This window comes from Rhodococcus sp. ARC_M12, assembly GCF_022810385.1.
Classification (GTDB): Bacteria; Actinomycetota; Actinomycetes; order Mycobacteriales; family Mycobacteriaceae; genus Rhodococcoides; species Rhodococcoides navarretei.
This window is the reverse complement of the sequence record NZ_JALGQI010000012.1, coordinates 160298-172953: the sequence shown is the minus strand read 5'-3', so window position 1 is coordinate 172953 and position 12656 is coordinate 160298. Positions and strand designations below refer to the sequence as shown.

Here is a 12656-nt window from a genome sequence, read left to right as displayed (position 1 = left end):
AACTGCTGCTCAGCACTATCGTCGGGCCGAGAGTGGTTCGGCCGGATATTACCGAGTAGTAGGGTGGAAAGTGTGAACTCGAGCACCGAAGCCCTGGAGTCCTCAGCGACTCCAGGGCGTAACAAGACCGCGAAAATCCTCTTTGCCGTCGTCACGGTGATCGCCGTGGCGGCCCTCGCAGCGGCCGTGTTCTTCGGATACGGCTGGGGCAATGCGTTGCTGAGTCAGAAGCCCACCGCGGACACCCGCGACTCTGCTCTCACCGGCGCTCAGCAAGCGGCCGTCAACCTCAACACTGTCGACGCGGCCAACATCGACCAGTCGTTCGACAACATGAAGTCGTCCATCACCGGCGACCTGATGCTCAACGACCTCGAGCAGACGCGGTCGGGTATCACCGACCAGGTTCGTCAGTCCGGTGCCAAGAGCGACGCCGAGGTGCTGCACGGAACGTTGACCGAGCTGAGCACGGACGAGAACACCGCCACCGCTCTCGTGGTCATCGCGACGACCACTACCTGGCCCGACCGCATCGAGCGCAGCAAGCTGACGATGAGCCTGGCCATGGAAGAGATCGACGGGGTGTGGAAGACCAACAAGGTCGACCCGATCGGTTCGCGGATCTCGCTCGACAACCCCAGCACCAACCCCGTCATCCCGAACGAACCGGGCGGCCCCGCCGATCCGAATGCCGCCGATCCGAATGCGGCCGACCCCGGTACGGACGCGACGCCTGCTCCCGAGCCGGACTCCGGCGGTAACTGAGAATCTGGCAGTGGTGTTTTCCGTCTGTACCGAAGTGAGTTTCGAAGGAGTTCTGTAGTGCCTCCCCAGCGTCGCAAGATCGTTCCACCCACCACCACCAGCAAGGTTCGACGCAAGGTGGCCGGCACCGGGAAGCCGACTGCAGCCGACACCGACACGGCGTCGACCGACGCCGAGGGATCGGCGGCCGCCGAGTCGCAGGCCGTTACGACGCCGACCGAGCCGGTTCTCGACAAGCCCGCAACCGACAAGCCTGTGACCGAGAAGCCGTCACTCGCGAAGTCTTCGGTCGACAAGCCTGCAACCGACAAGTCTGCAACCGAGAAGCCTTCGGTCGACAAGCCTGCAACCGACAAAACTGCAACCGAGAAGTCTTCGGTCGACAAGCCTGCAACCGACAAGTCTGCAACCGAGAAGCCTTCGGTCGACAAGCCTGCAACCGACAAAACTGCAACCGACAAGTCTGCAACCGACAAGTCTGCTGCCGACTCCATCGCAAGCGCCTCGTCCTCCGGACCGGTGTCGGGTATCGGCTACAAGCACGTGATCGTCGTCGCGGTGATTGCCGTGGTGCTCGGCGCGTTCGCTGCCGTTGCCGCGTTCAAGCCGTTCGCCACGATCGACAATGCGGCGTGGGTGGATTCCGCGGCCACCCAGGAGGTCACTTCGGCTGCGACCGATGCGCTGCAGACCCTGTACACGTACAAGGCCGAGACGATCGATGCCGATTTCGATGCGGCCCGCGCTGTTCTCAATCAGTCGATGCTCGACGAGTTCAACTCCACCGCTGAGACAACCAAATCTGCTGTGGTGCAAACGAATACGGGTACCGAGGCCATGGTGACGGACATCGGTGTCACGCGGTTGGAGGACGACAAGGCCGAGCTGCTCGCCAATGTGAACATCAGCGCTACGCAGAACGGCGTCGCGTCGGGCAGCGCCGAGGGCCCGTTGACGGTGAACATGGAGAAGGTCGACGGCTCCTGGAAGCTCTCGGCCATCGACGATCAATAGTCGCTCCAACCAATAGCTCGATCAGGCCCCGTTCGACGCAGAAGCCCTGCGCGGACGGGGTTTTTTCGTATCGTTTTCGGCCGTCTCTCACCGACTTCGGGCCGAGCAACCATCGCGTTTGCGTCCTGGTTGGGACGAGCCCTGGTTGTTCGGGACAACCATTTTCACGCTCGGACAGCCAGGGGTGGATCCGATGAAAACGGAGCATGCTGGTCATGACTGACACAACTATCGATTTTTCCGTGCTGGAATCCCGGTCCGGTCGATCGGGCTTTGCCGAGCACGTCAATCCCGAACTGTACCGCTTGTTGTCTGCGCTGAACCTGGATCGCGAGTACGTGCGCGGCGACGGGACGGTCCTGTTCGACGCCTCGGGCCGACGCTATCTCGACTTCGCGGGGGCGTACGGAGCCCTTCCGTTCGGGCACGGTCCCACTCCGATCTGGCAGGCGGTCAACGACGTTCGCTGCAGCGGGGAGGCAATTTTCGTGCAGCCCTCGGTGCTGAGCGCGGCCGGTGAATTGGCAGATCGGTTGGGGCGCTTGGCCCCCGAGGGGTTGACGCGAACGACGTTCGTCAACAGTGGTACCGAGGCGACGGAGGTCGCGCTCAAGATCGCCCGAGCGCACACCGGGCGGCTGGGTGTGCTGACCACCGCGAACAGTTTCCACGGTAAGACCCTCGGTGCCTTGTCTGCGACGGGAAACATCAAGTATCAGAACGGTTTCGGCGCTCCGGTCGAGGGATTCGATCATATCGAGTTCGGGGATTCGGATGCGCTCGACGCGGCCCTGGCGGCAGCACCCGGGCATTATGCAGTGTTTCTGGTGGAGCCGATTCAGGGTGAGGGTGGAGTGGTGTGCCCGCCCGACGGATACCTGCGCCGCGTGCGGGAGATCTGCGATCGGCACGGGGTGCTCATGGCACTCGACGAGGTGCAGACCGGGCTCGGCCGGACGGGCCGGATGTTCGCAGCCGAGCACGACGGCGTGGTGCCGGACATTCTTACTCTCGCCAAGGCGCTCGGTGGCGGGATCGTGCCGGTGGGCGCGGTGCTGAGCCGCCCGGAGTTGGTGGGGGAGAGCTTCGCGCTACGGCACACGTCGACCTTCGCGGGGAACGCGTTGGCTGCACGGGTGGGTATCGCGGTACTCGAAGAACTGACTCGGGACGGCTGCGCGGTGGTGGAGAATGCGGCAGTACTCGGCCATCGGCTGAAGAACGATCTGAGCGCGCTGGCCGAGAAGTATCCGTCGGTGGTCACCGAGGTACGCGGCCGCGGACTGTTGCTGGGCATCGAACTCACCGCGGACGTGAACTTCGTCGGACGGCAGTCGCTGCTCGGATCGATCGCAGATCAGCACAACCTCTCCGCGGTGATCTGCTCGTACCTGCTCAATGTCGAGGGGATCCGAGTGGCTCCGACTCTGTTCGGCAACAGGGTGATTCGCATCGAGCCGCCGCTCACGGTGTCCGGGGTGCAGTGCTCGCGTCTGGTCGCAGCACTGGACCGGGCGTTGGGCTACGCGGCAGCGGGAGACATGGACGGATTGTTCGGGCACCTGTTGGGCCGTCCGACCGTCGCCACGCCGCCTGCCCTCGCGGCGCTGCGTCCCGGGCGTACCCCCGACATCGCGGTACGGCCCACCGATCGACGTTTCGCGTTCATCGCACATCCCCTCGATCTCGGGTTCTTCGCGGCATTCGACCCGGCGCTCGAGGTGTTCGACGACTCCGAGCGACAGGACTTGCTCGAGCGGTTCGCGGCGTCGACGTCCGAGCTCGAACCCGCGTCGTTCGTCATCGGCAGTGGCCGGGTCGTCGGAGGCGGGGACGCGACGGCGCACGGTGATCTGATCGGGCTGCCGTACACCTCTCAGCAGTTGCTGCAGCTGCCGACCCAGCGTGCGCTGGCAGTGGTGGGCGGTGCCGTCGAGCTGGCGATCTCACGCGGTGCAACGGTCGTCGGGTTGGGCGGTTACTCGTCGGTGATCACCGTCAACGGGTTGGGTCTCGGCGCGACGACGCGTCCCATCACCACCGGCAACACGTTCACCGCTGCGGCCAGTCTGCGGGCTGTTCGACGCGTGTGCCGTGAACGCGGAATCGATGTCGCGCGGGCTCGGGTGACGATTCTCGGTGCCGCCGGGGCGATCGGGCGAACCATCGGCAGGCAGTTGGCCGGCGAGGTCGGTGCCGTCGTGCTGGTCGGTAGGCAGGGGGAGAGTTCGGTGATCGCTCCCAAGCTGTGGGCGGCTGCGCAGGAGATGGTGGCGAGCGCTCGGGCGGGTGCGGGGTCGGGGGAGCTGGCCGCCGCCGCGCACGCTGTCGACGGTGATCTGGACGATCTGATCAGGTCGCGGCACCTGGGGTTCTTCACCGATCCCGTTGCTGCGGTGCATGATTCGTTGATCGTCATCGCTGCGACGTCGGCACCACATGCGTTGATCGATCCGACGGATCTGATGGAGGGTGCCATCGTCTGCGATGTGGCGCAGCCGCCGAACATCGGCCGGGACGTGCGCAGTGAGCGGCCGGACGTCACGGTGTTCGACGGCGGCATCGTGCAGGTGCCGGCGGGTTCGGATTTCGGGCTGACCTACGGGTTGGCTCCTGGGCTGACCTACGCCTGTATGGCCGAGACGATGCTGATCGCGTTGTCGGCTGAGTTCGGACTGCGCAGTGTCGGGGCCACCCTCGACGGCGAGAGCGTCGAACGGTTGGGTGAGTTGGCCGATCTGCACGGCTTCGCGCTCGCCGAGGCCACGCGGTGGCGGGAGAGCGCCCGGTAGTCGGCAGGGGCGGGGCGCGTCGGTGTCCCCGCCCGCAGCCCCGCCCCGCCCCCGCCCCTGCCGTCTGCGTCAATGGACCCTTGCATACGTCTCGGCGGTGCAATGGTCCATCGACGCGACCGGTTCGAGTGCGGTCTCACGGAAAACGGGTCTCACGGAAAACGGATCGGGCCGAACCTCTTGACGAAGGAAGGCTCAAGGGTCACTCTTGTCGTCAGGAGCACCCCCAGCGGTTCTGAAGCGCAGCGGCATCGGGCGTACGGCAGGCGACACGCTTTCGTCGAGTCAGCGCACGAATGGACCCCGGGTGCTACTTTTGATGCCCCCGTTGCGCTCTGCGCACATTTGGGGTACCTTTGGACGTTGCGCTGGCTGCCTCCTGTCCACCTCTCGATCGCTGTTACCCGAAAGCACGTTTTCGGGCCGCTGTGATGGGGATTCGGTCTGGTTGCACCAGCCGAAATTCGCCCCACATATAGCAAACAGATACAGCGGCGGTCGCACTGCACGAGCGACCCGCGTGAGGTGCTGGAAGGACGCATCTTGGCAGTCTCTAGCCAGACCAAGGCAGTTGTCGGAACACCGGGAGCCCCGAGGAGGGTTTCGTTCGCGAACATTCGCGAGCCGTTGGAGGTACCCGGTCTCCTCGATGTACAGACGGATTCGTTCGAATGGCTGGTAGGTGCGCAGAGTTGGCGTGACCGTGCCGCCGCCCGCGGAGACAGCAGTGTCGCCGGTGGACTCGAGGACATCCTGACCGAGCTCTCTCCGATCGAGGACTTCTCGGGCTCGATGTCTCTCTCCTTCTCCGACCCACGATTCGACGAGGTCAAGGCCTCGACCGATGAGTGCAAGGACAAGGACATGACGTACGCGGCTCCGCTGTTCGTCACGGCCGAGTTCATCAACAACAACACCGGTGAGATCAAGAGCCAGACGGTCTTCATGGGTGATTTCCCGATGATGACCGACAAGGGCACCTTCATCATCAACGGCACCGAGCGTGTCGTGGTGTCGCAGCTGGTGCGTTCTCCGGGCGTCTACTTCGATCATTCGATCGACAAGACCACCGAGAAGGACCTGCACAGCGTCAAGGTGATCCCCGGTCGCGGTGCATGGCTCGAGTTCGACGTCGACAAGCGCGACACCGTCGGTGTCCGCATCGACCGCAAGCGTCGTCAGCCCGTCACGGTGCTGCTGAAGGCTCTCGGTTGGTCCACCGAGCAGATCACGGAGCGCTTCGGCTTCTCCGAGATCCTCATGGCCACCCTGGAGAAGGACAACACCGCCGGTACCGACGAGGCGCTCCTCGACATCTACCGCAAGCTGCGTCCGGGCGAGCCGCCGACCAAGGAGTCGGCGCAGACCCTGCTGGAGAACCTGTTCTTCAAGGACAAGCGCTACGACCTCGCTCGCGTGGGTCGCTACAAGATCAACAAGAAGCTCGGCCTCAACTCGGGTCAGCCCATCGTGGCGTCGACCCTCACCGAGGAAGACATCGTCGCGACCATCGAGTACCTCGTGCGTCTGCACGCAGGTGAGACCTCGATGACCGCACCCGACGGCGTCGAGGTTCCGGTCGAGGTCGACGACATCGACCACTTCGGCAACCGTCGTCTGCGTACCGTCGGCGAGCTCATCCAGAACCAGATCCGCGTGGGCCTGTCCCGCATGGAGCGCGTCGTGCGCGAACGTATGACGACTCAGGACGTCGAGGCGATCACGCCGCAGACCCTGATCAACATCCGTCCCGTCGTCGCTGCGATCAAGGAGTTCTTCGGAACCTCCCAGCTATCGCAGTTCATGGACCAGAACAACCCGTTGTCGGGTCTGACGCACAAGCGTCGCCTGTCGGCACTGGGACCCGGCGGTCTCTCTCGTGAGCGCGCCGGCCTCGAGGTCCGCGACGTTCACCCGTCGCACTACGGCCGCATGTGCCCCATCGAGACCCCGGAAGGCCCGAACATCGGCCTGATCGGATCGCTCTCGGTGTACGCACGCGTCAATCCGTTCGGCTTCATCGAGACCCCGTACCGCAAGGTCGTCGACGGCAAGGTCACCGACGACGTCGATTACCTGACCGCCGACGAGGAGGATCGCCACACGCTCGCGCAGGCGAACTCTCCGGTCGACGATTCGGGTCACTTCGTCGAGGACAAGATTCTCGTCCGTCGTAAGGGTGGAGAGGTCGAGTTCGTCTCGTCCGACGACATCGATTACATGGACGTCTCGCCGCGACAGATGGTCTCCGTCGCGACCGCGATGATTCCGTTCCTCGAGCACGACGATGCCAACCGTGCCCTGATGGGCGCGAACATGCAGCGTCAGGCCGTCCCGCTGGTGCGCAGCGAGGCTCCGATCGTCGGTACCGGCATGGAGCTGCGTGCAGCTGTCGACGCCGGTGACGTCGTCATCACCGAGAAGACCGGTGTCGTCGAAGAGGTCTCCGCCGATTACGTCACGGTCATGGCCGACGACGGATCGCGCAAGACCTACCGGATGCGCAAGTTCGCGCGTTCCAACCAGGGCACGTGCGCCAACCAGCGTCCGATCGTGGACGAGGGACAGCGCGTCGAGTCCGGCCAGGTCCTCGCCGACGGCCCCTGCACCGAGAACGGTGAGATGGCACTCGGCAAGAACCTGCTGCTGGCGATCATGCCGTGGGAGGGCCACAACTACGAGGACGCGATCATCCTGTCGCAGCGCCTCGTGGAAGAGGACGTTCTCACCTCGATCCACATCGAGGAGCACGAGATCGATGCTCGCGACACCAAGCTCGGTGCCGAGGAGATCACTCGCGACATCCCGAACGTCTCCGACGAGGTCCTCGCTGACCTCGACGAGCGCGGCATCATCCGTATCGGTGCCGAGGTTCGTGACGGCGACGTGCTGGTCGGAAAGGTCACGCCCAAGGGCGAGACCGAGCTGACCCCCGAAGAGCGCCTGCTGCGCGCCATCTTCGGTGAGAAGGCTCGCGAAGTTCGCGACACCTCGCTCAAGGTTCCGCACGGCGAGAACGGAAAGGTCATCGGCATCCGCGTCTTCTCGCGCGACGACGACGACGATCTGCCTCCCGGCGTCAACGAGTTGGTCCGCGTCTACGTGGCTCAGAAGCGCAAGATCCAGGACGGCGACAAGCTCGCCGGCCGCCACGGCAACAAGGGCGTCATCGGCAAGATCCTCCCGCAGGAGGACATGCCGTTCCTGCCCGACGGCACCCCGATCGACATCATCCTCAACACCCACGGTGTTCCGCGTCGTATGAACATCGGGCAGGTCCTCGAAACCCACCTGGGTTGGATCGGCAAGACCGGTTGGAACGTGCAGATCGCCGCGGACGGCAGCAAGCCCGATTGGGCCGAGCGTCTGCCCGAGGAGATGCTGGCGGCTCCGGCCGACAGCAACATCGCCACCCCGGTGTTCGACGGTGCCAAGGAGAATCAGCTCGCCGGCCTGCTGGAGAGCACGATTCCCAACCGCGACGGCGAGCAGATGGTCGGCTCCGACGGAAAGGCCACGTTGTTCGACGGCCGCTCCGGCGAGCCGTTCCCGTACCCGGTGTCGGTGGGCTACATGTACATCATCAAGCTGCACCACTTGGTCGACGACAAGATCCACGCTCGTTCGACCGGGCCGTACTCGATGATCACGCAGCAGCCCCTCGGCGGTAAGGCGCAGTTCGGTGGACAGCGCTTCGGTGAGATGGAGTGCTGGGCCATGCAGGCCTACGGCGCCGCGTACACGCTGCAGGAGCTTCTCACCATCAAGTCGGACGACGTTGTCGGCCGCGTGAAGGTGTACGAGGCGATCGTCAAGGGCGAGAACATCCCGGAGCCGGGTATCCCCGAGTCCTTCAAGGTGCTCCTCAAGGAGCTCCAGTCGCTGTGCCTCAACGTGGAGGTGCTGTCCTCGGACGGCGCAGCCATCACGATGGCCGACGGTGACGACGAAGACCTCGAGCGTGCCGCAGCCAACCTGGGAATCAACCTCTCCCGCAACGAAGCTGCCACGGTCGACGACCTCGCTCAGTAGTTCTGTGGTCTGCCGGATCCGCCCAGTGCGGATCCGGCAGGCGTTCTTCTCATTTGCTCTTCCAGCACAACACCCATAACGGGGAAAGGAAGTTACGTGCTCGACGTCAACTTCTTCGATGAACTTCGCATTGGCCTTGCCACTGCGGACGACATCCGTCAGTGGTCCTACGGCGAGGTCAAGAAGCCGGAGACCATCAACTACCGCACGCTCAAGCCCGAGAAGGACGGCCTCTTCTGCGAGAAGATCTTCGGCCCCACCCGGGACTGGGAGTGCTACTGCGGCAAGTACAAGCGCGTCCGCTTCAAAGGCATCATCTGTGAGCGCTGTGGCGTCGAGGTCACTCGCGCCAAGGTGCGTCGTGAGCGCATGGGCCACATCGAACTGGCCGCTCCGGTCACGCACATCTGGTACTTCAAGGGTGTGCCGTCGCGTCTGGGCTACCTGCTCGACCTGGCTCCGAAGGATCTCGAGAAGATCATCTACTTCGCTGCCTACGTCATCACCACGGTCGACGACGAGCTCCGTCACAACGAGCTCTCGACGCTCGAGGCCGAGATGGAGGTCGAGAAGAAGGCCGTCGCAGATCAGCGCGACGCCGATCTCGAGGCTCGTGCGCAGAAGCTCGAAGCCGACATCGCCGAGCTCGAAGCCGAGGGTGCCAAGTCCGACGTGCGCCGCAAGGTCAAGGACGGCGGCGAGCGCGAGATGCGTCAGCTCCGTGACCGCGCGCAGCGTGAGCTGGATCGTCTCGAAGAGATCTGGACCACGTTCACCAAGCTCGCTCCCAAGCAGCTCATCGTCGACGAGCTCATCTACCGCGAGCTCATCGACCGGTACGGCGAGTACTTCACCGGTGCCATGGGTGCCGAGTCGATCCAGAAGCTCATGCAGACCTTCGACATCGACGCCGAGGCGGAGTCTCTTCGCGAGACCATCCGCAGTGGCAAGGGTCAGAAGAAGCTGCGCGCGCTCAAGCGTCTGAAGGTCGTGGCCGCATTCCAGGCCGGCCGTAACTCGCCGATGGGCATGGTCCTGGACGCTGTCCCGGTCATCCCACCGGAGCTTCGTCCGATGGTGCAGCTCGACGGTGGCCGTTTCGCGACGTCCGACCTCAACGACCTGTACCGCCGCGTCATCAACCGCAACAACCGCCTCAAGCGTCTGATCGATCTCGGTGCTCCCGAGATCATCGTCAACAACGAGAAGCGGATGCTGCAGGAGTCGGTCGACGCCCTGTTCGACAACGGCCGTCGTGGACGTCCGGTCACCGGACCGGGTAACCGTCCGCTGAAGTCGCTCTCCGACTTGCTCAAGGGCAAGCAGGGTCGATTCCGTCAGAACCTCCTCGGCAAGCGCGTCGACTACTCGGGCCGTTCGGTCATCGTCGTCGGCCCGCAGCTCAAGCTGCACCAGTGCGGTCTGCCGAAGCTGATGGCCCTCGAGCTGTTCAAGCCGTTCGTGATGAAGCGTCTGGTGGATCTGAACCACGCGCAGAACATCAAGTCGGCCAAGCGCATGGTCGAGCGTCAGCGTCCGCAGGTGTGGGACGTTCTCGAAGAGGTCATCGCCGAGCACCCCGTGCTGCTGAACCGTGCACCCACCCTGCACCGGTTGGGCATCCAGGCGTTCGAGCCGCAGCTCGTCGAGGGCAAGGCCATCCAGCTGCACCCGCTCGTGTGTGAGGCGTTCAACGCCGACTTCGACGGTGACCAGATGGCTGTCCACCTCCCGCTGTCCGCCGAGGCTCAGGCCGAGGCACGCGTGCTGATGCTGTCGTCGAACAACATCCTCTCGCCTGCATCGGGCCGTCCGCTCGCCATGCCGCGTCTGGACATGGTGACGGGTCTGTACCACCTGACGCGTCTCGATGCCGGTGCTGTCGGCGAGCGCGCCGACGCCAAGACCGACACGGCCGAGTTCGGGGCGTACTCCTCCCCGGCCGAGGCTCAGATGGCCGTCGACCGTGGATCGCTCACGGTGCAGTCGCAGATTCGGGTTCGTCTCACCACGCAGCGCCCGCCGCGTGACATCGAGAACGAGCTGTTCCCCGAGGGCTGGACCCGTGGCGAGGCATGGACCGCGGAAACCACTCTGGGACGCGTTCTCTTCAACGAGCTGCTGCCGGCGGACTACCCGTTCGTCAACGAGCAGATGCCGAAGAAGCGTCAGTCGACCATCATCAACGATCTCGCCGAGCGTTACCCGATGATCGTCGTCGCACAGACCGTCGACAAGCTCAAGGACGCAGGCTTCTACTGGGCCACGCGTTCGGGTGTCACCATCTCGATCTCCGACGTCCTCGTGCCGCCGGAGAAGCCGCAGATCATGGAGACCTTCGAGGCTCAGGCCGATCAGATCGAGAAGAAGTACCAGCGTGGCGCACTCGACAAGGTCGAGCGCAACTCCGCATTGGTCAAGATCTGGCAGGACGCGACCGAGCAGGTCGGTAAGGCCATGGAGGCCCACTTCCCCGACGACAACCCGATCCCGATGATCGTGAAGTCCGGCGCAGCCGGAAACATGACTCAGGTTCGCTCGCTCGCCGGTATGAAGGGCCTGGTGACGAACCCGAAGGGTGAGTTCATCCCGCGTCCGATCAAGTCTTCCTTCAAGGAAGGCCTGACGGTCCTCGAGTACTTCATCAACACGCACGGTGCTCGTAAGGGTCTGGCCGACACGGCGCTTCGTACCGCCGACTCGGGCTACCTGACGCGTCGTCTGGTCGACGTCTCGCAGGATGTCATCGTTCGGGAAACCGACTGTGGCACCGAGCGCGGCATCGTCACGACGATCGCCGAGAAGACGGCCGACGGCAAGATGATCCGCGACGCTCACGTCGAGACCAGCACGTACGCCCGCACCTTGGCGAACGACGCTGTCGACGAGAACGGCACGGTCATCGTCGCTCGTGGACACGATCTCGGTGACCCGGCCATCGACGCGCTGCTCGCTGCGGGCATCACGTCGGTCAAGGTTCGCTCGGTGCTCACCTGCACCACCGGCACCGGCGTTTGCGCCACCTGCTACGGCCGCTCGATGGCCACCGGCAAGCTGGTCGACATCGGTGAGGCCGTCGGCATCGTTGCCGCACAGTCCATCGGTGAGCCCGGAACCCAGCTGACCATGCGTACCTTCCACCAGGGTGGTGTCGCCGGAGATGACATCACCGGTGGTCTGCCTCGCGTGCAGGAGCTGTTCGAGGCACGTGTGCCGAAGGGCAAGGCTCCGATCGCGGACGTGTCGGGACGCATCCAGCTCGAGGACGGCGATCGTTTCTACAAGATCACCATCGTTCCGGACGACGGCGGCGAAGAGGTTGTCTACGACAAGCTCTCCAAGCGTCAGCGTCTGCGCGTCTTCAAGCACGACGACGGCACCGAGCGCCTTCTGGCGGACGGTGACCACGTCGAGGTCGGCCAGCAGCTCATGGAAGGTGCTGCCGATCCGCACGAGGTGCTGCGCGTGATGGGTCCTCGCCAGGTGCAGATCCACCTCGTCAACGAGGTCCAGGAGGTGTACCGGTCGCAGGGTGTGTCGATTCACGACAAGCACATCGAGACGATCGTGCGCCAGATGCTCCGTCGCGTGACGATCATCGACAGCGGCTCCACCGAATTCCTGCCCGGTTCACTCACCGAGCGCAGCGAATTCGAGTCGAGCAACCGTCGCGTCGTCTCCGAGGGTGGCGAGCCCGCAGCCGGACGTCCGGTCCTGATGGGTATCACCAAGGCGTCGCTGGCCACCGACTCGTGGCTGTCGGCAGCGTCCTTCCAGGAGACCACTCGTGTGCTCACCGACGCGGCGATCAACTGCCGCAGCGACAAGCTCATAGGTCTCAAGGAGAACGTCATCATCGGTAAGCTCATCCCGGCTGGTACCGGCATTAACCGGTACCGGAACATCACGGTGCAGCCGACCGAAGAGGCACGTGCCGCGGCGTACGCGGTGCCGTCGTACGACGATCAGTACTACAGCCCGGACGGCTTCGGCCAGGGAACCGGCGCTGCAGTGCCGCTCGACGACTACGGTTTCTCCAACGAATACCGCTAG

The 12656-nt window shown here is 64.2% G+C and carries 5 protein-coding genes; all 5 read left to right on the top strand.

Features of this window, described 5'->3' with window-relative positions; all coding sequences use genetic code 11:
* Positions 1-72 precede the first annotated feature (72 nt).
* The gene (locus MTX35_RS16800) at positions 73-765 is read left to right on the top strand and encodes a hypothetical protein (RefSeq protein WP_094665725.1); all 693 of its coding nucleotides are present in this window, start codon (positions 73-75) and stop codon (positions 763-765) included.
* Positions 766-822: 57 nt separating this feature from the next.
* Positions 823-1779, top strand: a complete 957-nt coding sequence (locus MTX35_RS16795) for a hypothetical protein (RefSeq protein ID WP_094665726.1) — start codon at positions 823-825, stop codon at positions 1777-1779.
* A 215-nt stretch (positions 1780-1994) separates the two neighbouring features.
* Positions 1995-4571, top strand: a complete 2577-nt coding sequence (locus MTX35_RS16790) for an aminotransferase class III-fold pyridoxal phosphate-dependent enzyme (protein WP_094665775.1) — start codon at positions 1995-1997, stop codon at positions 4569-4571.
* Between the two features lie 525 nt (positions 4572-5096).
* The gene (gene rpoB, locus MTX35_RS16785) at positions 5097-8603 is read left to right on the top strand and encodes a DNA-directed RNA polymerase subunit beta (protein ID WP_094665727.1); all 3507 of its coding nucleotides are present in this window, start codon (positions 5097-5099) and stop codon (positions 8601-8603) included.
* A gap of 96 nt (positions 8604-8699) precedes the next feature.
* Positions 8700-12656, top strand: coding sequence for a DNA-directed RNA polymerase subunit beta' (locus MTX35_RS16780; protein WP_243596072.1), 3957 nt, complete (start codon positions 8700-8702; stop codon positions 12654-12656).